Below are 21,737 nucleotides of genomic sequence, written 5' to 3'. Positions count from 1 at the left end.
GAAGTCAATGTATTGCGTTCTTCACACCTGCAATAAGTACCGCTTATATCACTAACACTCTATAAGTACCGCAGGAAGATTCGAACGGCTGCATTACGTCAGACTGCGGCCGTTGATGGCGGGATATCTCAACGGCTCAGGAGGGTCGGAAGTCGCCGCTGGCGCCGGCGAGCCCCGTCCCAGCTAGCCCGGCGGCCGAGTCCGGCCAGGAGCGGTCAGTGGAACCCCGCCACACGGCTCAATCCCCACTTGGAGTGCTTCTGGCATCGATTCGAGATTAGTGATACGTTTGCAGCGCTTTTGTCCGCGCGAATTCCTCGGTCCGCATTTGTGTGTTGAAGAATTCTGCTGCCAACAATGGAAGAGATAATGAAATCAGAACGCTCACAGAAGGGCTGGGACGAGAACAAGCACCCGTTGCTCTTCGCCCCCGAAGGCGACAGCAACCTAGCCCGGCACCGGAACAATGGAATGCCTGAAGCCGAGGCGCATGCGCACTTTGAGCGTGCACTGCATCCCTAATCGGCTCATTGAGTACATGCTGGTGGAAAACCTTGTAGTCGTCTGTGCCGATGTTGGATCCATCGCACGCAAGAACTTCGGGTGGTGGGCATCGAACGGTCAGTGGGGAAAAGACCTCTCCAGCTTGAGCACCTTTGTCTCGCAATCGCTCAATGCCGGCGCAAAAGTGGCGCTCGGCTTCGAGTGCCCGCTCTTTGTCCTAGTCGCGGAAGATGAGGCTACTTTAATGATGGCGCGACCTGGGGAGGGGAATCGCCCGTGGAGTGCCGGCGCTGGAAGTGGGGCATTTGCCACCGGGGTGGTTCAGGTAGTCTGGGCACTCCGGTCCATTCGAAGCAATCTTGCTCAGCCACAGGCGTTCCTCGATTGGGGCGCCTTTGAGCGCGCGAACAGCGGTTTGTTCGTGTGGGAGGCATTCATTTCGGGGGCTGGCAAGATCTCGGCCGCCGCAGCCGGGGGCATCGATATCCATGTCGCTGACGCACGCGCCGGAGTCGGGGCCTTCTTGGACGCGCTGCCTGATCCTATACACGCAAATTCCATCTTGCCAGGCATGGCCGAGGTCCACTCCCTCGTCGGCGCCGCGCTTATCCGTTCAGGGTGGTCAACTGACCTGGCGCTGTTGTCGCAAGCCTGCTTGGTCCTGAAGGTCTGAGTGCCCGACGGCCAAGCACCTAAAGGCAATATCGCCCGGACAAGCAACTCCGCCAAAGGACGCAGCGCCCATAGCGGGGCGAGAAACGCCCGCCATTTCGAGTCTGATCAGTGTCGTACTACGGCCAGAATCGGTCATTGAACTGATGCCTCACGTGAGCAATAATCCCTGGCGCACCGAACTTCATGTATTACGGAAATGGCTCAATTGCACGAATCTGCTGTGGGGCTCCGGATTATCGGAGACGATCTTGCTCCCGATGAAATCAGCCGACAGCTCGGCTGCCTTCCGACGTTTGCCCAGCTTAAGGGCGAAGCAATTGTCGGAGAGAGATCAGGACAAACGCGTGTCGCCAAGTGTGGAATGTGGCGGCTGCGAGCACAGCCGCGCGAGCCAGAAGACCTCAACGGTCAGATCGCCGAAATTCTTGGGCAACTATCTGACGACCTCGACGTTTGGAAGGCGATATCTGATCGCTACTCAGTTGACCTGTTTTGTGGTCTCTTCATGGACGGTAGCAACGAAGGCTTGTCGGTCTCAGCAAGCTCACTCTTCGCATTAGGTGCTCGCGGTATCCAACTTTCTCTCGATCTCTATGGCCCCGGCAGCAGCGCGAGTGATTGAGGCGATCGCCGAGACTCCACAGTCCGCTATGGGTCGGCTGCCGCCGGCGACGATCAAGTCGAAAACTTGCTACGCGTTCGGGCATTTCCCGGGCAGAAGGCGTCGTCCTTCGCTGATCCACCGTTCCCCCGGCCGAGACTGGTCTCAGGCCCGACCCCCGCCCGTGACAACGCCATCGCATGGCGTCTCCCCACCAAAGCAGGGTACAACACTCGTTTCAAGTGCCGTCAAAGAGGACGTACGGCACAACTTTTCCTCCCGATGCACACGTCATTGGACATGTGTGGCTCTGCGACATTCGAGCCGCGGCCAACTCCGTGTGTGCCGGGTCGCACCTTAAGCGCAGCAGCGCAACAAAAAAAATCCATGAATCGCGTCCCCTATTTCCTGCGGCACCGTGCCAGACTCTGGCAAGTCACTACCACCGTCTTCTTGTGTGGCATGCTTGCTGCTTGCGGTGGCGATTCGCCAGATGCGGCGACAGCACCAATGGATGCCCCGCCGCCAATAGTTKCGCCCACACCAGTGACACCGTCAGCCTTCTCCATCGGTGGCACCGTCAGCGGCCTTTCCGGTACAGGTCTTGTCTTGCAAGACAACGCCGGTGACGACCTTTCTGTTTCGGCCAGCGGCAGCTTTACTTTCGCCACGCAGGTTGCCCGTGGAAACAGCTACGCCGTGACGATCAAGAGCCAACCGACCAGGCCAAGACAGGTTTGTACCGTCACAAATGGCAGCGGTACGGCATCGGCATCGGTGGACAACGTTGCTGTGACATGCGTCACGCAGAAGTTGGCCTATGTCGTCAATAACAACGACGGCACGATATGGATGTACTCCATCAAGGCCGACGGCACGCTCACGGCAAACAGCGCCAACACGGCCGTTACCGGGACCTTTCCCATGTCCTTGGCCGTGGATCCTGGCGGCAAGTTTCTTTACATGTTGAATGGTAGTTATGCATACATGTACACGATCAACCTTGATGGTTCGCTCACCGCTAACGGGAGTCCCAACACGGTCACTGGCGGTTTTTCCATAAGCATCGATTCCAGTGGAAGATTTGCCTATATGGCCGGAGGTAGTTCGCTGGTGATGGACAGAATCGATGCAAACGGCCAGTTGGCAGCCAATGGCACGCTCTCTCTCAGTGCAACGAGTCACCGCATCGCGTTGGCACCAAGCAGCAAGTTCGCCTACATATCCAACTATGGCGACGGCACGGTTTCGGCTTACATCATCAACGCTGATGGCACGCTCACGGCCAACGGCAGTCCGATCGCTGCGGGAGCATTTCCCCAGCCCGTGACGGTCGATCCCAGCGGCAAGTTTGTTTATGTCGTCAATGGGAACGGTGCCAACCAAGTGTCAATGTTCACCGTCAATACCGATGGCACACTCGCGGCCAACGGTACCGTTAGTGCCGGATTATCCTGGCCCGGTGCTGTAGTCGTTGCTCCCGATGGCAAGTCCGCCTATATCCCTTCGGGGAGCACTATCCTGCTCTACGCCATCAACGCCGATGGCACACTCACGGCCAATGGCACCGCAGCTTCGGTCTCCGGCCCCGTTGTTATCGACTCCAGCGGCAAGTTCGCCTACATCACGAATATGAGCAGCAACAGCGTATCGACATTCACAATMAACGCTGATGGCACATTCGCGCCTACTGGCACTGTGGCTACGGGACCTAGCCCGATCGGCTTTGCCATTGCCGAGTAGAGGCGTCCTGTCAAGGTTACTGGCGGACGATGGGCGTAGGGCAAGTCCGCCGCTTCCATCATGATCAGCTCGAACAACCGGTACGCCCCTCGTTGTCTGTTGAAAAAAATGGCAGACTGCAACAGTCACTGAACCTGGAAGGCAACCATCATCATGTGACCGTCACCGAAGCTAACCACGGAACCGGCGTACATGTCCTCGTAGTAGTGCGAGCTCGAACCGTCGGCCGTCGAGGACCAGTAGGCGGCGCCGACTGTCCAGCCCGCCGGCGTCCCACCTGTACCGCTGTTAGCCGTGCGGATATTTCCCAGTTGAGTGATCGTCGGAATCGCTAGCGTCACGGTTCCGGCATTCACCGTCTGCAAGGTCGTCACGTTCATCGCGCAAGTCGCAGCCGGACATACCGGAGTCGACGTGGCCGTTTGACGTGTTGCGGGGTCGCTCACAACCCCCATTGGCGGGATGCTGCTACCGTTGAATAGCGTCTGTAGCGTGCCCATATCGTCTAACAGGTAATTGCCGCTGAACGGGCCCTGATCAGCCTTCACTTCGTAGTACAGCTGCCCGTTGACCACCGTCGGGTACTGCAACGACCAGCCCCCATATGTCACGCCGTTCTGTGTGGTMGTCGGGTCGGCCCCGAGATTGATCTGGCTCGGGGCAGTCGTGCACGTAATGCTGATGTTGCTAACATTCCCACTGGCCGTGCCGGTCCCGCTCTGCACCGAGCAATATCTGCCCGTTGCGATATCACTGCCATACCACCCGGCCTTCAGCGTTACAGCATAACTGCTGCCTGCCGTGACCGAGCCCAGGCTGAAGCTGCCGGCCGTCGTCACGGTTGCCTGCGTGCTGCCGTTCACCTGCACAGTCAGGCTCTGGCCGCTCGCCAGACCGGTTGCTGTGCCGCTCAGAGTGTACGTATTCGTCGAACACGTCACGTCGATATTGGTCACATTGCTTGCGGCTACCGTGCCGGATCCATTGGCCACGGTGCAGGTCTGGCCGGCAGGCTGGGCCGCCATGGTCACCGCATAGGATGTCGCGCCCAGTCGCGGCGTCGGCATGGTGAATCCGCCGTTCGTGCTGACCACCTGTGTGTCGCCATTGGTGTCGGCCAACTGCAGGCTCGCGCCGGTGGCCAGGCCCAACACCGTGCCGCCCACGGTATAGGTGGGTGGCAGCGACGCGTTGCGCGCGAGCGCCGCATTGGCGCACAGGCGGCTTCCGGCCGGGGCATCGGCACAGGCGGTCAGCGTCGCCGCACCGGCGGCAGCGGCCGAGGCGGGGCTGGCGACCTGGGCGCTGCGGCCGTCTGCGGCCGGCGTTGCGACGAAGCTCGCGTCATCGCTCGTCCACGACCAATTGGTGAGATCCCCGATTCCGTCCGCGCCATCCGAACGGCGAACCGCAACCAACACGGTTTGCGCGGCGCCACCGGCCGTCACGGCCAGCGTCGAGGGTGTCAGGGCCAGCATGTACGACTTGGCGGGCGCGGCCTGCACCACCAGGTGGGCGAGGCTAATGATGCGGCTGCCGTCTGGCAGCGTCGCCGTGGCTATGATGTCAGCGATGCCTGCAGCGATCGTCCGCACCGTGGCGTAGGTGCCAACAGGGTCGATCACTTCGCCCGCTGGCGCCTTGTCCGAAGCGGACACCACGGTGGCCACGCTGGGTTCGGACGAGGTCCAGGCAAAGCTCGCGCCCTTCACCTCGGTGCCGTCGGCCGCGAGCAGCGTCGCCTTGAGCGTCAGCGTGCCGCCAGCCACTGGAGCGGCACTGCCGGTGTCGACCACCAGGCGCGATGCCGCCGGCGTCGCGGCCGGGGTCGATGCACTATCGTCGGAACCGCAGGCAGCGAGCAGCGCCGCGGTAAGCAAGGCGAGGCCGACAGCGCGCGCGCCGGCCAGAGCGTGTGGAAACATGGACCCAACCCGAATTGATATGAAGGAGGGCCGCGCCCTTCCGGACCGACGGCCATTGGCACGCTCTAATGGCGTGCACTGCGCGCGACTTTAGCAGCACAGGACATTCACCACTTCCCCCCACTGGGGGTGACAAGTCAACTATGTGGATTAAATACCACTTAGAATCCGGGTGAGGGCCCGTATTTCTTCTTATCAAAGAGGAAGAAAGTCGAATCCCGGCCGATTGCTCCCTGCTGTTTGTTGGGCAGAAGCCCCCGTACATTCGCATTGCAGCCGCTCGCGGCTTCGGTGGATATGCTGCGCAAGGACGACGTGCCGTTCAAGCGGATCGTTGATGGCACCATCGTCCAGCTGATGAAGTCGGGCGAAGCAACGGCGCTGTATGCCGAGTGGTTCGAGCAACCGGTTCCGCCGAAGGGCCTAAACCTCGAATTCAAGCTGTCCGACGATATGAAGGCCCTGATCCTGAATCCAAACGACAAAGCCTTCGATTAGCATTGACTGCATTGACACGGCAAAATCGCTACGTTCACGCCCGCGAGATCTGAGGGGGCCGGGCAACCGCATTTCCGCCTCCCCCCAATCCTCCGAACTGAGAGGGGATCAATGACGCAGCAGCCCAGAACGCATTACCGGAGGCGCAGCACCATGGCTGACGCAGTCAGAATGTACTATCTCACGACGTCAGCGACGACAGGCGCTGTCGTGCCGCCGTCTCACGTATGCAATGGATGAAGTAGTCCGACGGAGTGGTCAGAATTGCGCCTTCCCGCTGAAGCAGCGCAATTTGCAACGTCGGCGGGTCCTCCGGTAGGTCGAGCTGAACCAGCTTGGAATCAGGGGCGACAATAAGCACGTGCCGGGTCAGCGCCATAACAGTATCGACGTTGAGCAGTAGCTTGCTGGTCAGCAGATTCGACGTGCACCGCGTAATGCGACGCGGCAGCGGCAGGTTGTATCGCGCGAACACCGTTTTTATATAGCCGGGAAACTGCTCGGTAGCATCCGCATGCAGCCATTCGGCATCCTGCAGCTCGGCAAAACTCGTCGCACCGGCGTACCGGCTTCCGTGCCGTGTCACGAAGGCGGTCGGAAACGACAACAGCGGCTCGCAGGTCACGAACGCGTCGTCCACCGGCGTCCCGGGCACGGCGGCCAGCGCAAAGTCCAGGCGGCTATTGCGCAAGTTGTCGAGCAGCTTCGGCAAGTTCCACTCGCGAAACTCGACCRATACCTCGGGCATCGCCAAACGGAACTGCGCGAACGCCTCTGAAATGACCATCGCCCCCGCCAACGGCGACACACCGATGCACAGGTGTCCACCCACTACACCTCGCAACTCCGCCATATCAGCCTCGGCGCGTTCGAACTCATGCACGATCAGACGAGCGCGGGTTAGCAATCGTCGACCTTTCTCTGTAATCGACACCCCCCATGAATTCCGCGTGAGTAATGCCACGCCAACTTCGGATTCCAGCTCGCGCATGGCACGCGTAATTGCTGGCTGGCTCACGCAGAGCACGCGCGCAGCGGCATTGATGCTGCCTTGTTCGGCGATAGCAGTCAGGGCTCGCAAATGATGCAACTTCATATCTATACGGCTTGATTGTCGACTGGTGCAGTTAGCTGTGCTTTTGATACGGACGACGATAATGAGGCAGCTCTACCGCTCGACGCCAGCATGCCTTGCCGACGCAAAGATACGTCCCCACTGCGGTGCATCTTGCCCCGCAGTGGGGACGGGCCGACGGCGTACCAGGCGTACGGCGGCCCGCATGCACCACTACCGCACGCCAGAAAATCGTCCCGCAGTGCAGTACAGCGCATGCTATTTCGCGTTGGAAGCGTTGTCGTAATCAATCTTCGGCGACCCCGCGCGACGCAATAACAATTCGTTATCCACATCCAGATTTGTGCGTACTCGCTCGCCCCAGATTTCCATAGCATGTCGACTTTGTATCACGGGCGATAACCCATGATTTTCGAGCGAGATACTAACCTGCTGACCACGCAACCAGCAACGAATGCCGGGCCATCCCGCTTCTCGCGCGGTCTTACTCTGTCGACGCTTGTCGCCCTTGTCATGTTGAGTGCGATCGACAAGCTGGTATTCGCGTTCGCCGGACCGGCCCTCTTCCGTGACCTGGAGCTGACCCCGATTGAGTTCGGCCTCGCTGGCAGCGCGTTCTTCTTGCCTTACGCTGTAGCTGGCGTCGCCGTTGGCATTTTGGCCGACCGCGTTCAGACGCGATGGATCCTCGCGGCTATGTCCTTGGTCTGGCTTACCGCGCAGTGCATGATGGCTTTCGCGGAGGAACTCGGTACGGTAATAGCGAGCCGTCTCCTGCTGGGCGCGAGTACAGGCCCCACCACTGCCGTCGCTCAGCATGCCGGATTTAAGTGGACACGCCCACAAGACCGCATGATGGTCTCGGGTCTAAATCACGCCGCGCTGGTAGCAGGCGGCGTGGTTGCCGCCACAACGTTGCCGTTTGTCGTGCAGCAGTGGGGCTGGCGCCCGGCCTATTTTGGGCTGGCTGCGCTGAGCGCACTATGGCTGTCGGCCTGGCTGCCATTTGCCCGCGAGGGCACCGAAGATCGAGAAGCAGGCGGGCATGGACGACACGGCGCAAAGGATCTCCCGGCACCGCTACCTAGCTACCGTAAGTTAATGTTGAACCGCACCTTCGTGGCCATAACGATAATCGGATTCGTCGGCTACGTTCCAAATGTGATCGGGTTCAGCTGGCTGATGGTGTACCTGCAGCAGGGACTACGGCTGACACCGGCCACCATGGCCAGCTACCTGACCTTGGTGGCCATCGGCATGATCGTGGCAAGCGTGCTGGCGATGGTCGCCAGTCGGCGTGCGTTGCAACAGGGGGCGTCCATTCGACGTGCAATGGTTTGGCCGCCGATGGTCGCCTGTGCTATCGGCGGCTGCGCGTACACATCACTGTGGCTGACAAGTGACCACGTGCCAGTGCGACTCGCGCTATATGCCCTCGGCGCCACCGGCGTCAGCCTTCTACCACAATACGCCTTCGCGATTGTCGGCCATATCGCCAGTCAGTCGCGGCGCGGCGCCATGCTCGCTATCCACAATGGGCTTGTTACCTCGGCAGGTATCGTCGGCCCCGTGCTGATAGGCGTAGTGATTGAGGCGGCCGACGGCAATGTCGTATCCGGACTGTCGCAGTTCTTCCACGGCTATGGCGTACTTGCCATCCTGGCTGCGTTCGCCGGACTCTGGACCATCCGTCCGGAGCAAACCGCCGCAGCAATCTCTGCGAGCTCTGCAGTGGGTACCATATCAGGTACATCTTCCGGGGCCGATCCACCACTCGTGCGCTCCGTCAAGGCGGATCGGCCCTCCAGAACGATGGCATAGACCATCAACTCCGGCCTGGCAAATCACACGCCACGCCACTCCAATCCCGTCCAGTTCAACAACATCCGCGCACCGCGGTGCGGCAGCGTGCTGCCGTCGCCAGCGTAGCGCGGTGGAACCCCTGTCCTCGCTGCAGCGCCTGTAGCGAATTTCACCATCCAGAGGAGAAGACATGAAACGCATGGTCCTGTGTGCGGTTGCCCTTGCAGCCGCCACGTTCGTAACCTCCGGCTGCTCGGATAGCAATGCAGCCAGTGCTACCTATGACAGCGCATTAGACACTGCGTCAAAGGCCCAACAGCCGGTCGTCATGCAGATGCTGGAGCAGATGGTCAATATTGAAACTGGAACTGGCGACGCAGTTGGAATGCCTCAGATGTCCGACTATCTCGCCCAGCAACTCGCGGGGCTTGGTGCGACTGTCAGCCGCCACAAGGCCGAAGCCGGCGTAGTCGGAGAGAACATTGTTGGACGGTTCAAAGGCACCGGCTCGGTCAAGATTCTGATGATCGCGCATATGGATACCGTCTATCCGAGAGGATATATCGCCAAGGCACCGTTCCGCGTMGAAGGGAATCGGGCCTACGGTCCCGGCATCGCGGACGATAAGGGCGGCATCGCCGTCATTCTCAACTCGCTCGCAATCCTCAAGTCGCGAGGCTTCAACGAGTATGGCGAGATCGTCGTCATGTTCAATACCGACGAAGAGAAAGGCTCATTCGGTTCGCGCGATCTCATTCAGCAACTGGCGGCGGCCGCCGACTATGTCATCTCCCATGAACCCAGCGGAGAAACGGAAGGCATCGGCCTCGCCACGTCGGGTATTGCATACGTCGAGGCAACAATCACCGGCAAGGCGGCACACGCCGGCGTCGCCCCAGAACTCGGTGTCAACGCGCTGACCGAGGCAGCCGACCTCATCCTGCGCACGCAGGACATCGACAGCAAGGATAAGGAGATGCGCTTCAATTGGACGCTGGCCAAGGCCGGCAGCGCATCGAACGCTATTCCCGACTCCGCCACGCTGAACGCCGACGTCCGCTACGGTCGCAACGAAGATCTCGACGCGATCAAGTCGATGCTCGACGAGCGGGCGCAACGCAAGCGCTTGGCCGCTGCCAAGGTAGAGGTTAGCGTCACACGCGGCCGGCCTGCCTTTAACGCAAACGATGGTGGCAAGTTCCTCGCCAACAAGGCGGCCTCGATCTACCAAGAGCTTGGCTATTCGTTGACAGTGTCCGATACCCGGACCGGAGGCGGTACTGACGCGGCCTACGCAGCGTTGTCCGGCAAGCCGGTGGTGGAAAGCATGGGCCTCCCAGGCTTTGGCTATCACACCTCGTCCGCCGAGTATGTTCTGGTAGATGCCATCCCGCGCCGCCTGTACCTGAGCACCCGCATGCTGATGGACCTGAGCCGCGGCCTCTAATTTCGTAAAGACCGTGAAGCGAGACTACGTCGCCTTCATGCCCAAGCCGGAAGCGAAGACGGCCGTTCGCAACCTGGCAATTGCCTTCGAGCACTACAACGAGCAACACCCCCATAGCGCCCTGAATTACCGCTCTCCGCGGGAGTTCAGGCGGGCTGTGGGGTTCTCAACCTAAGGGTGAGACCGTGTCCGGGGATACGGGGGCAAATCCAGCGCTAGAGCCGATCCAACAAGATGAGATTCTTGTGGACAGCATCTCTGTCAGCCATCGCAAGACCAATCTCCCAAAGCTGCGTTCCCGCGTCGGCATGGTGTTTMAAAACTTTGAGCTGTTCCCTCACCTCTCTATCGTCGAGAACCTCTGCATCGCGCAGATCAAAGTCATGGGACGTTCGCGTGAGGAAGCGCTCGACAACGGGATACGCTATCTCGACCGTGTMGGACTGCGCCAGCAAGCGGCCAAGTATCCCGGGCAGTTGTCGGGTGGTCAGCAGCAGCGGGTGGCTATCGCACGCGCGCTGTCAATGGATCCCATCTGCATGCTATTCGACGAGCCCACCTCGGCACTCGACCCGGAGATGGTCAACGAAGTGCTGGACGTCATGGTGGAACTCGCGCAGGAGGGAATGACGATGATGTGTGTCACGCATGAAATGGGCTTCGCACGCAAGGTTGCGGATCGGGTGATATTCATGGACGCGGGGCAGATTGTTGAAGATTGCTCGAAGGACGAATTCTTCGGTGATCCCGCCAATCGCTCCGACCGTGCAAGACAATTCCTGTCGATGATCCTCCAGCACTAGCTTCTGAAAGCGGCCCAAAGTACCCCGTTCCATCGGCGGTCTGTTACTGGGCGGCTGGTCCATGGGGAGCAAATCACAGAGGAAATTTCAGGCACCGTTTCCGGGAGCGGACGGCAGACCGATTGCATCTTGAGAGCCGAGAAGAACTGGACGCGACAACTCGGCTCCAACATGAACTAATGCGAGAGCCTTGTCTGGCTTATAACTTCGTAGGCCTTATTGACGGACTTGGCATTGATACCCGACGAAGCGCCCGTGATGATGGCAACTTTGTCCTTGATCATAACTTCTCTCCCAAATCGGGTTTATCGGAAACGGGTTCCAACCACTCCACCGGTTTTCCGTCGAGTGCCGCCTGGAGTGCCGCCCGGACGGCGATCGCAGGTCCTTCACCTCACGCAGTGAATCACGCCACCCGGCGACTGCGATTCGCCGTCGTCAATGCCAGGGCGGCTGCAGACACCAGGAGGAGTGCGCTGAAGCCGAAGGTGCTGGCGTAGCCGTGGGCATCGAATAGCAGTCCTCCGACCGTCGAGCCCAGTGCAATGGCCAGCTGAACCACGGCCACCATCAGCCCGCCACCCGCTTCGGCACTTTCCGGCAGCGTCGTTGCCAGCCAGCTCCACCAGCCGACGGGCGCGGCAGTCGCGAGCAACCCCCACATCGCCAGCAGCCCAACGGCGGCGCCGGTTTGTTCTCCGAACAGAGCCAGCGCCACGGCCACCGCGGCCATCGCGAGCGGCATGGCGACCAGCGTCCGGTACAGGTTGCGCGAGAGGAACCAGCCGATGAAGGCGGTGCCGATGAGGCCCGCCACCCCGATCGCGAGCAGTGCCAGCGACAGGGTCGCGGCGTTGACGTTCGTCGTCGTTTCCAGAAAGGGGCGCACATAGGTGAAAAGCGCGAACTGCCCCATGAAGAGAAGGCCAACTGCCGCCATCCCCCGCAGCACCAGCGGATCCGACAGCAGGCGCAGTGCATTGCGGGATCCAGGAGCCGGTGCGTCTGCCGGCATCGACGGCAGGCTCGTCCATTGCCAGGCGAAGGCGAGCACCGCGACGGGCACGAGACCGAAGAAGGCACCACGCCATCCGACCAGCGAGCCGATGAAGCTGCCCAGCGGTGCGGCGATGACGGTGGCGAGCGCATTGCCGCCGTTGAAGATCGCCAGCGCGCGCGGTACCTTCGACGCGGGAACGAGCCGGATGGCCGTAGCGGCGGACATGGACCAGAAGCCGCCGACGGACACCCCGATCAGGACACGGCCCATCATGTACATCACAAGACCCTGGGCCGAAGCGATCAGGGCACCGGACACGGCCATGGAAGCGGTCATACACAGCAGGACGGTCTTGCGATCCAGCCGCCGCGCCAAGGCCGGAAGCACGAGGCTGGTCAAGACAGCGAAAGCGCCGGACACGGCGATCGCCTGACCGGCCATGCCCTCGCTGACGCGTAGATCCGTTGCGATCGGCGTGAGCAGGCTGACCGGCATGAACTCCGATGCAATCAGTGCAAAGACGCATAGCGCCATCGCGAACACGCCACTCCAGTGGCTCGATGGTTCGCCGCGGGTAGCAGGAGCGACACATGATTGCGCTGTCATCGGCGTGCTGCAGAGTTTAGGGGGAAGGGTTGATGGAGCTTTCGTCATGCCCCAGATTATGGTGACGACCCACGCGCACTACTAGATAATGAATCCTGAATGCATCTAGTAGCCGGACTAATGAATGGGAGGCGGGAGTCGTGGCAAGGAAGAACCTGAACGACCTGCTTGGATTCGTGACCGTGGCGCGGGAGGGCAGCTTCACGCGCGCCGCGGCGAGTCTCGGGGTTACACAATCGGCGTTGAGCCAATCCATCCGGGGGCTTGAGGAGCGGCTGCAGATCCGCCTCCTGACGCGGACGACGCGCAGCGTCTCGACGACGGCGGCCGGCGAGCGCCTGATGCAGGCCATCGGGCGGCGTTTCGACGAGATCGAATCCGAGCTCGATGCCTTGACCGAACTGCGGGACAAGCCGGCCGGCACGGTACGCATCACCTGCGGCGACCACGTGCTGCAAAGCAGCCTGCTGCCCAGGCTCGCGCCGTTGCTGCGAGAGTACCCGGACATCACGGTGGAGTTCGACGTGAACTACGGCTTCCGTGACATCGTGGCCGACCGCTTCGATGCCGGCGTGCGCATCGGCAGCACGATCGACAAGGACATGATCGCCGTCGCGATCGGCCCAGCGCTACGCCTGGCGGTGGTCGCATCACCCGAGTATTTTGCGTCCCACCCGGCGCCGAAACAGCCCCGGGATCTGACGGAGCATCGTTGCATCAATCAGCGCATGCCGACTTCCGGCGGCCTATACGTATGGGACTTCGAGCGTCGCGGCCGCAAGGTCAATGTGCGCGTGGACGGGCCCCTCATCTTCAACACCACGCCGCCGCAAGTGGAAGCGGCACTCGCCGGCTTGGGCGTCGCCCTGCTGCCCGAAGACGAGGTGATGCCCCATGTCATCGGCGGGCGGCTGGTGCGCGTGCTGGAAGACTGGTGCCCGAAATTTGCCGGCTACCACCTCTACTACCCGAGTCGACGGCAGCCTTCTCCGGCGTTCTCGTTAGTCGTAGACGCATTGCGTTTTCGTGGGTGACGTCAGCGAATCCTGGAAAACGAAGGTGGGACGGCGGGTTGCGGTCCCGCTACAACGGGCGGTTCGCGCTAGTGGCCAGCCGACCAACAAGCAGCGCGTCGCTTGTCTCAGAAGGGTCGGATGCAGTCCCCCGCCCAACGCGCCCAGCGGCGGAAGTTCAGACGACCGAGACCGGCCATAAGCTGCCAGTCGACATGCATCGCTACATTGCGCACAATACGTAGATGGCTCAGAAATCGACTACGTTGCAACGGGAAGAGAGAGCGCGCGCTTTTCGGGCCTGCAACTTCGTCGGGCCTCTCTACACGACGGATAGGTGCCAAAATGCTGCCTGTGGAAGCTCAGTTCGCCCCTAGCCTGAAAGCGTTAGGGTTCAAGAAGAAAGCCAGGACCTGGACAAGGGAAACGGCAGAGGCATTCCAACTCGTCAATCTGCAAAAGAGTCAGTTTGGCGAGCAAGTTTATGTGAATGTCGCCGTATATTTGAAGGCACTAGGCGAAGAGACTTTTCCGCCCGAGTACCGGTGCCACATTCGTGCGCGTTTGGAGCGCATTGCACCTGAAAGCCTTTTCGAAGACATCAGGTCAGTCAATGCATCGCATCCACCGCAGCCAGGCCTGCTCAGGGCGCTGCACGACCATGCGGTTCCCTGGCTTGAACTCGTGTCTAGCCAAACGGGACTGGAGTCGTTCATTCGGTCACCAGCGGCAAAGCATTGCTCGATCAATAGCAGAGTCCGCGCCGTATGAGTATTCACGCGGCGGCGTCCACCCCCTCGTCGCAGCCGACTCTGGCCAGTTGAACTAGTCGGCCGGCTGGATTCAGCAGTTAAGCGTCCGCTTCCGGTAAGCACGAGGGGCAGCTCTGGGTCGGCTACGGAAGTCCGGCCCGGCAGTGACGCCTGGTGGCCGGCGGACTTCCGGATTCGGCCAGGAGCCGTCACCCAATTCGCCCTGTCGCGCACTCCGTATCGTAGACAGCCGAAATGGGAGCCGCGGATGTCGTAGCCTGTTGGGGTTCTACGAGTCATCGATTGGTGGCGCGGCAAGCGCTTGCTCTTCTGACTTCGGCTTTGAGCCGCATGACGGCGATCGTAGTCAGGAACTACCGAAGATGGAGCAACGCGCAGAGGCTGGCAGCGCCAGGAAATCCAGCACGTCGTGCAATCTCTTCGAAGGAGAGGCCTTCGAACGCGCGTGACGCAAGCATGCGTCGCGCCGCCGCGGTTCGATGCCCCACCAACAGCCCGGCGAATGTCTGCTCCTTCGACGCAAGCGCGCGATGCAGTTCGGCTTCGTCGATATCCAGCGCGCTGGCAATATCGCGTGCCGCCAGCGTCGGTTCGGTACAGCGGTTTGCCATGCAGCCGACGATCCGGGTGTGCAGCGCGGCCGTAGGTGCCGTCTTGCCCAGTGTGGACGTGCCCGCGGAAAGCGCCAGCATGGCCCCGAAATGGTCAAGCATCTGCACCGCGAACAGCGGAGCGCCCTGCACTGCAGAGGGCGACAAGCTCGCCGTAAACGCCGCCAGGGCGCGTGCGTTGGCTGTATCGCCTCCCAAAGCGCGCCCCACCAATAGCGCGGGATCGGGCAGCCACCGGCGCACCCATGCTTCGGGCAGCATGACGTGAATCACGTCGTAGTCCAACGGCATCTCAATCACGTTTGCCACGTGCGAGTCAATCATGAACGCCTGACCCGGCGCCACGCGCGTCTTACCCAGATGCTCGACATGCCAGTGCGTGCGGCGGTTGACAATAAGGTGAAATGTATGCGCGCCGCTGCGCGCGATTTCCGCGCGGCCCCGTACCGAGCGATGCGGGGATCCCCGCTGCGCCAGGAGCACTACGCCTTCGACATCGAGCATCGCCATCTCGGAGGTCAGGCTGGCACGCCGCGTGGGCTCGACGCGCATCGGCACGATGGCTGACGACAGCGCGTCTGCAAAATAGTCGAGGCGCTGGGTGCGAGGCACGGCGTGGGTCGACCACGTCACGATCGGTATCAAGGATCAGTCCTCTTGGGTGGAGTCGCGCGGCGCGCCGCACTGGCGACGAATCTGGGATGGCGTGAAACCAAGACGCGCATGCAGCGTACGCGCGAAATGCGACGCATCGGAAAAGCCGGCACGGCGCCCAACCTCGGCAACGGTCAGGCGCCGGAAAATCGGAGACTCGAGCATCCGTCTMGCGTGTGCGCAGCGCATGTCCATCAGCGTGTCCCCAAACGTCGTGTCGAAGCGCGCGAAACAGCGATGCAGGCTGCGCAATGAGAGCCCCACGGCGGCCGCCACGGCGGGCGCGGACAATTGCGCATTGCTTGATTGTTGGTACATGCAATCGCGTATTCGCTCAAACATGGCGCCATCTCGCTTCGGTGGCTTTAGGGGCGGTGTAATGAAGTCCTGCGCGATGAACGCCAGGAGCGCACCGATATGGTCGCCCAAGAACGACATCGGAATTGGATACTCGTCGAACCGAGCCGGTGCCAGACTTCTCAGGAAAGCCGAGAGCGCATGGCCCCATCCCGAATGGCCCTCGATTTTTCGACCCACCAGTAGCACCGGTGCCGGCAGCCACTGCCGGATCCATGCCTCGGACAGGCTTATATTGACGAAGTCGAAATGCGCATCGATGTTGATGTCGAATGGGATCGACGAATCCGACAGCAGGATGTCGCCAGCAGCGAGCCTATGGCGCCCCAAGTGCTCCATGGTCCATTCGGAACTGCCGTTTACAAGCAGATGGAATGTGCGCTGTGAAGCACCAGCGATACTTGACTTGTCCGCGAAGCAGCAGTGCGGTGTCCCCCGTTGCCGGATCACCATCATGTTGCCCAAGTCCGCCGCGCACATATCGATGTCAATCGGCTGGATCGGCGACTTGCCAACCTGTATGGGGAACATAGCGGTGGCCAGCGCGTGGGCGTAGTAGTCATAGCGCTGATTCCGCGGGACATCCCTGGTCGACCAATGGATGACCGGTGGCGACGATGAGGCACGCATGGCGGGGGCTCCAGGGATGCGCACACTTCCAAGGTTGAAGGGAGGCCGGCTCTGGTTCCGGCSGGGGTGGGCGGGGCGCATTGCGCATCACTAGTTTGGACTAGCGCCGTCGCGAAAACTAGTAATTCCGTGCCAAGTACCACCCCAAGTCTGGCCTGTGCGTGCCAACGCTCCGAGTATATAGACGGTGCCTCAGCGCGTTGCCGTGCAAACGGATCTAGATGTCAGATCCGACAAATGGCACGGAAGGGTCAGACGGAGACAACTCCGTCCCTCCCGGGAGCAAGGGGTTTCTGATCGGCCAGAAGCGGTCGTTCTGTATCGGATGATTGCGCGGAACGCCGGCAGCGGTMACCGCAAAAACGCCGGAAGTGGCTATGTGCGGGAATTGTGCCGATGCGTAATCTCGGCGCCATCCGCCCCATGCTTGCCGGCCATGCCATGAATACCATCGCCATTCTGCTCTCCGGGTTCCGCGACGCATGCTTGCGGCACGCGCGTTTCTGGGCCTCTCGCCCGAAGAGATTGCACGACGCGCCGGAGTTCCTGGCACTCCCAGCTTCTGCGCGTTGCTCCATCTTCGGGAGTTCCTGACGCTGGCACGCACCGTCCAGTTCTCGGCGAAGGCGTGGCACGGAACGCCGATTCCGGCGTGCTTTCGCCTCGCATACTCCGCATGGCATTCACCGCGGAGCCCATCCATGTTCTGTCCCCACACTCCGGCTGGCGCCATCGCCAAAGCCGTCCTGACCCTTGTCCTGACTGGAGGTTCCATGATGTCTACGTCGCATGCCCAATCCACGCCAACCGCCGGCGAACACGCCACACCAGCTCAGATCGTCGATGCGCTMAAGACCGTGGCGGGCAATCCGCCCAAGGTCCGCGCGAGCTTCGCCAAGGGCCAATGCGTGCGCGGCACGTACACGCCGACGGCGACGGCCGCAGATATCACGCGCTCGGTGAGCTTCACGAAGGTGCAGCCTGTGCGCGGACGCTTCTCGATGGGCGGCGGCAATCCGCACGTGGCCGATACGAACAAGCTGGTGTTGCGCGGCCTTTCCGTGGCCATTGGCGAGGGCGACCAGGAGACGGACCTGCTCGTCGAGAACGCCCCCGTGCATTTTGCCCGCACCCTGGATCAGATGCTGGGCTTCCTGCGCGTGCGCGCGCCGGGCGAGGACGGCAAGCCGGATGCCGCCAAGGTCAAGGCATTCTCCGATGCCAATCCCGAGACCTTGAACCAGGCGCACTTCGTTGCAGCGCATCCGTTGCCGGGGAGCTTTGCGGGTACTACCTACTGGGGCGTCCACGCTTACCCCGCGACGAATACCAGAGGGGAAATGCGGCCGATCAAGTTCAAGGTTGTACCCGTGGGGGGCGAGGTCACGCTGAGCGATGATGCGGCTAGGGACCTGGCTGCCGACTTCCTGTTTCAGGATCTGCGCGAACGTATTGCGCGCGGCGACGTGCGGTTCGACGTCCTGGCCATTCTCGGCAGGCCTGGCGATCCTACGCACGACGTGACAGTGCGTTGGCCTGAGGAGGACACACGCGAGACCGTGAAGCTGGGCACGATCACGATTACGGCTGTCGACAACAACGAAGCATGCGATGTGGCGATCTTCAATCCGRGGACGCTTGCCAATGGCATAGGCCGTCCAGGCGACGAGATCTTCGCGGCGCGCTCGGCCGCTTATGCGATCTCGCTCGGCAAGCGCCGCTAGGAGGAGACGACACCTTCGACACTTCCGTGTGGGGCGCGGCGAGTGCCGCCTGCGCCGTGGCCGTCCAGCCCCACGCCCATCGCCCCATCATGAGCGTCCATTTGACCCTCGACGGCCGTCAAGGCCTGGCCAGTCAGATCTACCGGCAGCTACGCGCCGGCATTCTCGACGGACGCCTGGCTGCTGGGGAGCGACTGCCCTCCACGCGCGAGCTTGCCGTGCAACTTGGTGTTTCCCGCAAGACAACACTCGATGTCTTTGAACGGCTGACGGCCGAAGGCTATCTGCACTCGCGTAYCGGCGAGGGCACCTTCGTGGCGGCGGCGATCACCCGGCGCTGACCGAAAAGCGCCAGTTTCCGTTCGACCAGTGGCGCCGCTGCGATGGCAGTCGGCGGATCCCATCGACGGGCCGCGGGCCCGAGATATTGTGCGCTTCGGGTCGAGACCAGAAATTCATTGCCCGGGGCGGCCCGACTGCCTTGGGCTGGGCGCCCAGGTAAAACCGAGTCCACCAATCAGGCGCACGCGAAATGGCGCTATAGACACCGTTGCACCTCATCCCTCGGCCTCAAAGCGCGCCGCAATGGCGTCGATCATCGCCCGAACCCTCGCGGTATGACGGAGGTCCTGGTGAGTGACCAGCCAGACTTCGTAGGCTGCCGCCCTTGAAAGCTCGGGCCAGATCCTTACCAGCCCATCCCGTTCGCCCATATGCACCGGCACCTCGCCGATACCGATATCGGCACGGATCATCGCTCGCAGCATCAGGCTTGAGTGCACACTGGCGACGATGCGTCCCGCATGGATAGGCTCGCCCACCAGCGTGGATCTGCTGTTGGCTGACAGGAACGGCTGATAGAGCACGAGATCGTGCCCCGTGAATCCCGTCCCACGTTCAGGCTCGCCGTGGCGACTCAGGTAATGCTCCGTTGCATAGAGCCCCACGCGCCAGCGGGCCAATCGCCGTGCCACCAGGTCGGGGCTTTCCGGTTTCTGCGTACGAATGGCGATGTCCGATTCGCGCCGAGCGAGGTTCAGCACTTGTGTGGAGGTGCTCAATTGCACCCTGACGTCCGGATGTTCGACGTGCAAGCTGGCAATCGCCGGGATCACGAACGCGAGTGCGAGCGAATCTGTCGTGGTCACCCTCACCTCACCCGCCAGCCGATTGTCTACACCTTGTGCCTGCCTGGCCAGTTCATGCGCGGACTGCTCCATCTTCTCCGCTGCTTTGAGGACACTTTCGCCAGCAGATGTCAGGGCGTAGCCATCCGACGCCCGAAAGAACAACGTGGCGCCCAATGCATGCTCAAGCGCGGCAATGCGCCGTCCGACAGTAGCCTGGTCCAGCCCCACTACTTTGGCGGCCTTGCGCAGCGTACGTTCGCGCTGCACGGCGAGGAATACCCGTGTGTCATCCCAGTTCATGCTGTCGGCCTTGTGATGCGTTTTTGCATTGGAGAAGCTGAATATTGCCGCATCGATTCATCGGTGTGCAACTCTATACTGGCTACCAATGTTCGGGCGGCTGTCGTCCGGCGCAAGCGCGATCCACCAGGGACAAACCATGAAAGCCATCACCTTCGCCGAATTCGGCGACGCCGACGTTCTGCAACTCACCGATGTGCCGGATCCGGAGGTCAGGCCCCATGACTTGCTGGTGCGCAATCGTGCTGCCGGTCTGAACCGAGCGGATCTGACGCACAGGCGTGGGGGGTACGGGCGCACGAACTTCGGCGATTCGGACATCATGGGCCTGGAGATTGCCGGCGAGGTGATTGCAATCGGCTCAGAGGTGCAGGGTTTCGCCATTGGGGATCGCGTCATGGGAATCGTGGGCGGCGGCGGATACGCGGAGCTGGCACGCATCGACTATCGCATGGCCATGCACATTCCCGATGGGCTGGACGACGTGCATGCGKGCGCGCTGCCGGAAGTATTCGTCACCGCCTGGGAGGCGCTTGGTCATCTCGGTCGGCTGGCATCAGGCGAGTCGGTACTGATCCATGCGGCGGCTGGTGGCGTCGGCTCGGCCGCAGTGCAACTGGCGCACGCGGTAGGTGCCCRGGTGCTGGCAACGGCCGACGGCAGCAAGCGCGAAGCCGTAATCGGTTTCGGCGCCGATGTCGCCATTGATTACAAGACCGAAGACTTCGAGGCGGTGGTGAATAAAGTCACCGATGAGCGCGGCGTCGATGTGATTATCGATTTCGTCGGCGCGCCCTACCTGGCACGCAACATTCGCTCCCTGGGCTTTGGCGGYCGGCTGGTTCAAGTTGGCATCCTTGGCGGCATCCAAGGCGCCGAGCTTCCGCTGGATCGAGTGCTCTACCGACACCTGCAAATCATGGGAACGGTCATGAAATCGCGCCCGCCAGCGGTGAAACATGCCATGACTCGCCGGTTCGCAGATACGTGGCTTCCTCGATTTGCAAGCCACTGCCTGATGCCCGTCGTCGACAGCACGTTTCCGTTGAAGAATGCAGCTGATGCGCACCACCGCATGGAATCCAACCAGAATGTGGGGAAGATCATGCTGACGATGGCTTCTGTGACCTTTTGACGCACCGCAAAAACTCCTGCATGCCCCCTTGATCCGTATTAAACTTTCACAAATTACTGAAAGTTCGAAACGTTCATGCAGCTCTCGCCCCTGATCCAGCGCTTTGTCCTTCACTTTGGTGAGATGGGTAGCCGCTGGGGTATTAACCGGACGGTCGGTCAGATTTACGCCCTGCTCTTCACCGCCTCGCGCCCCCTCAATGCCGATGAAATCGCCGAATCGCTCGGTTTCTCGCGCTCCAACGTCAGTATCGGCCTCAAGGAACTGGAATCCTGGAGTCTGGTGAAGCTCTCCCACCAGCCGGGCGACCGCCGCGAGTACTTTTCCGCGCCCGATGACGTCTGGGCGATTTTCCGCACGCTGGCCGAGGAGCGCCGCCGCCGCGAGATCGATCCCACGCTGTCCATGCTGCGCGAAGTGCAGCTCGAGGCGGCCACCTCCCCGGAAGACCGCCACGCCCAGGCGCGCATGAAGGAGATGTACGGCCTGATCCTGCTGGTGACCACGTGGTTTGGCGACATGCAGCGGCTGGACGTCGCCACGCTGGAAAAGCTCATGCGGCTCGGCTCCCGTGTGACCAAGCTGCTCGACGTCAAGGACCGCTTCGCCAGTGCCATCGGCATGGGCGGCGACAAGAGCGCTGACAAGGGCGCCGACAAGTCCCCCGCCGCCGCCCCCAAGAAAGCCCCCAAGACCCCCGCAAAGTCCTCCCGCCCCCGCAAGGAGTAGC

The 21,737-nt window shown here is 61.5% G+C and carries 17 protein-coding genes and 3 pseudogenes; 14 read left to right on the top strand and 6 right to left on the bottom strand.

The window, feature by feature from the left end; all coding sequences use genetic code 11:
* Window positions 1-490 precede the first annotated feature (490 nt).
* From AC1EJR_RS26440 to AC1EJR_RS26430, 3 genes are all read left to right on the top strand, one after another.
* Window positions 491-1,177: a hypothetical protein gene (locus tag AC1EJR_RS26440; protein WP_477113216.1), complete on the top strand. Its 687-nt coding sequence runs from the start codon at window positions 491-493 to the stop codon at window positions 1,175-1,177.
* Between the two features lie 198 nt (window positions 1,178-1,375).
* Window positions 1,376-1,801, top strand: coding sequence for a DUF4279 domain-containing protein (locus AC1EJR_RS26435; protein WP_441645409.1), 426 nt, complete (start codon window positions 1,376-1,378; stop codon window positions 1,799-1,801).
* Window positions 1,802-2,389: 588 nt separating this feature from the next.
* Window positions 2,390-3,523: a lactonase family protein gene (locus AC1EJR_RS26430; protein ID WP_477147806.1), complete on the top strand. Its 1,134-nt coding sequence runs from the start codon at window positions 2,390-2,392 to the stop codon at window positions 3,521-3,523.
* Between the two features lie 125 nt (window positions 3,524-3,648).
* On the opposite strand, the gene AC1EJR_RS26425 is transcribed toward AC1EJR_RS26430, so the two are convergent.
* Window positions 3,649-5,448 carry a hypothetical protein gene (locus AC1EJR_RS26425; protein ID WP_477113215.1) on the bottom strand — a complete coding sequence of 600 codons (1,800 nt, stop codon included), beginning with the start codon at window positions 5,446-5,448 and terminating at the stop codon, window positions 3,649-3,651.
* A 297-nt stretch (window positions 5,449-5,745) separates the two neighbouring features.
* Between AC1EJR_RS26425 and AC1EJR_RS26420 the strand changes: the two are divergent.
* A pseudogene (locus AC1EJR_RS26420) lies at window positions 5,746-5,946 on the top strand (amino acid ABC transporter substrate-binding protein); the annotation flags it as partial.
* Between the two features lie 181 nt (window positions 5,947-6,127).
* On the opposite strand, the gene AC1EJR_RS26415 reads toward AC1EJR_RS26420, so the two are convergent.
* Window positions 6,128-7,042 carry a LysR family transcriptional regulator gene (locus tag AC1EJR_RS26415; protein WP_477147805.1) on the bottom strand — a complete coding sequence of 305 codons (915 nt, stop codon included), beginning with the start codon at window positions 7,040-7,042 and terminating at the stop codon, window positions 6,128-6,130.
* Between the two features lie 384 nt (window positions 7,043-7,426).
* Between AC1EJR_RS26415 and AC1EJR_RS26410 the strand changes: the two genes are divergently transcribed.
* The 4 genes and pseudogenes from AC1EJR_RS26410 to AC1EJR_RS26395 all read left to right on the top strand — a co-directional run bounded on the left by AC1EJR_RS26410 (window position 7,427) and on the right by AC1EJR_RS26395 (window position 11,074).
* Window positions 7,427-8,842 (top strand): MFS transporter, encoded by a 1,416-nt coding sequence (locus AC1EJR_RS26410; RefSeq protein WP_477113214.1) that lies wholly within the window; start codon window positions 7,427-7,429, stop codon window positions 8,840-8,842.
* A gap of 172 nt (window positions 8,843-9,014) precedes the next feature.
* Entirely contained in the window at window positions 9,015-10,271 is a 1,257-nt protein-coding gene (locus AC1EJR_RS26405) for a glutamate carboxypeptidase (protein ID WP_441645426.1), read from the top strand.
* A pseudogene (locus AC1EJR_RS26400) lies at window positions 10,264-10,446 on the top strand (integrase core domain-containing protein); the annotation flags it as partial. The gene AC1EJR_RS26405 and the pseudogene AC1EJR_RS26400, both read left to right, overlap by 8 nt.
* A complete protein-coding gene (locus AC1EJR_RS26395; RefSeq protein ID WP_477147807.1) occupies window positions 10,427-11,074 on the top strand; it encodes an amino acid ABC transporter ATP-binding protein in 648 nt (215 codons plus the stop codon). The pseudogene AC1EJR_RS26400 and the gene AC1EJR_RS26395, both read left to right, overlap by 20 nt.
* A gap of 406 nt (window positions 11,075-11,480) precedes the next feature.
* On the opposite strand, the gene AC1EJR_RS26390 is transcribed toward AC1EJR_RS26395, so the two are convergent.
* Window positions 11,481-12,608: an MFS transporter gene (locus tag AC1EJR_RS26390; protein WP_477130891.1), complete on the bottom strand. Its 1,128-nt coding sequence runs from the start codon at window positions 12,606-12,608 to the stop codon at window positions 11,481-11,483.
* 212 nt (window positions 12,609-12,820) lie between these two features.
* Between AC1EJR_RS26390 and AC1EJR_RS26385 the strand changes: the two genes are divergently transcribed.
* Window positions 12,821-13,714, top strand: coding sequence for a LysR family transcriptional regulator (locus tag AC1EJR_RS26385; protein ID WP_441645425.1), 894 nt, complete (start codon window positions 12,821-12,823; stop codon window positions 13,712-13,714).
* Between the two features lie 324 nt (window positions 13,715-14,038).
* Window positions 14,039-14,464 (top strand): DUF4304 domain-containing protein, encoded by a 426-nt coding sequence (locus AC1EJR_RS26380; protein ID WP_441592416.1) that lies wholly within the window; start codon window positions 14,039-14,041, stop codon window positions 14,462-14,464.
* 355 nt (window positions 14,465-14,819) lie between these two features.
* Here the strand turns inward: AC1EJR_RS26380 and AC1EJR_RS26375 are convergent, their stop codons facing one another.
* Entirely contained in the window at window positions 14,820-15,710 is an 891-nt protein-coding gene (locus tag AC1EJR_RS26375; protein ID WP_477113212.1) for an AraC-like ligand-binding domain-containing protein, read from the bottom strand.
* Between the two features lie 15 nt (window positions 15,711-15,725).
* Window positions 15,726-16,718: a helix-turn-helix domain-containing protein gene (locus AC1EJR_RS26370; protein WP_477113211.1), complete on the bottom strand. Its 993-nt coding sequence runs from the start codon at window positions 16,716-16,718 to the stop codon at window positions 15,726-15,728.
* 773 nt (window positions 16,719-17,491) lie between these two features.
* Here AC1EJR_RS26370 and AC1EJR_RS26365 point away from each other — a divergent pair.
* Both AC1EJR_RS26365 and AC1EJR_RS26360 read left to right on the top strand, forming a co-directional pair.
* Window positions 17,492-18,442, top strand: coding sequence for a catalase family peroxidase (locus AC1EJR_RS26365; RefSeq protein ID WP_477147804.1), 951 nt, complete (start codon window positions 17,492-17,494; stop codon window positions 18,440-18,442).
* A gap of 89 nt (window positions 18,443-18,531) precedes the next feature.
* A pseudogene (locus AC1EJR_RS26360) lies at window positions 18,532-18,777 on the top strand (GntR family transcriptional regulator); the annotation flags it as partial.
* Between the two features lie 222 nt (window positions 18,778-18,999).
* On the opposite strand, the gene AC1EJR_RS26355 reads toward AC1EJR_RS26360, so the two are convergent.
* A complete protein-coding gene (locus AC1EJR_RS26355) occupies window positions 19,000-19,872 on the bottom strand; it encodes a LysR family transcriptional regulator (RefSeq protein ID WP_477113210.1) in 873 nt (290 codons plus the stop codon).
* A gap of 139 nt (window positions 19,873-20,011) precedes the next feature.
* On the opposite strand from AC1EJR_RS26355, the gene AC1EJR_RS26350 reads away from it, so the two are divergent.
* Together AC1EJR_RS26350 and AC1EJR_RS26345 are read left to right on the top strand one after the other, a co-directional pair.
* A complete protein-coding gene (locus tag AC1EJR_RS26350) occupies window positions 20,012-21,007 on the top strand; it encodes an NAD(P)H-quinone oxidoreductase (RefSeq protein ID WP_477147803.1) in 996 nt (331 codons plus the stop codon).
* Between the two features lie 75 nt (window positions 21,008-21,082).
* A complete protein-coding gene (locus AC1EJR_RS26345; RefSeq protein WP_477113209.1) occupies window positions 21,083-21,736 on the top strand; it encodes a GbsR/MarR family transcriptional regulator in 654 nt (217 codons plus the stop codon).
* Window position 21,737: the final 1 nt, after the last annotated feature.

Source organism: Cupriavidus sp. 05T42, assembly GCF_056396345.1.
Note: the sequence above shows the minus strand (reverse complement) of the source record. Positions and strands in the feature narration are given on the sequence as shown.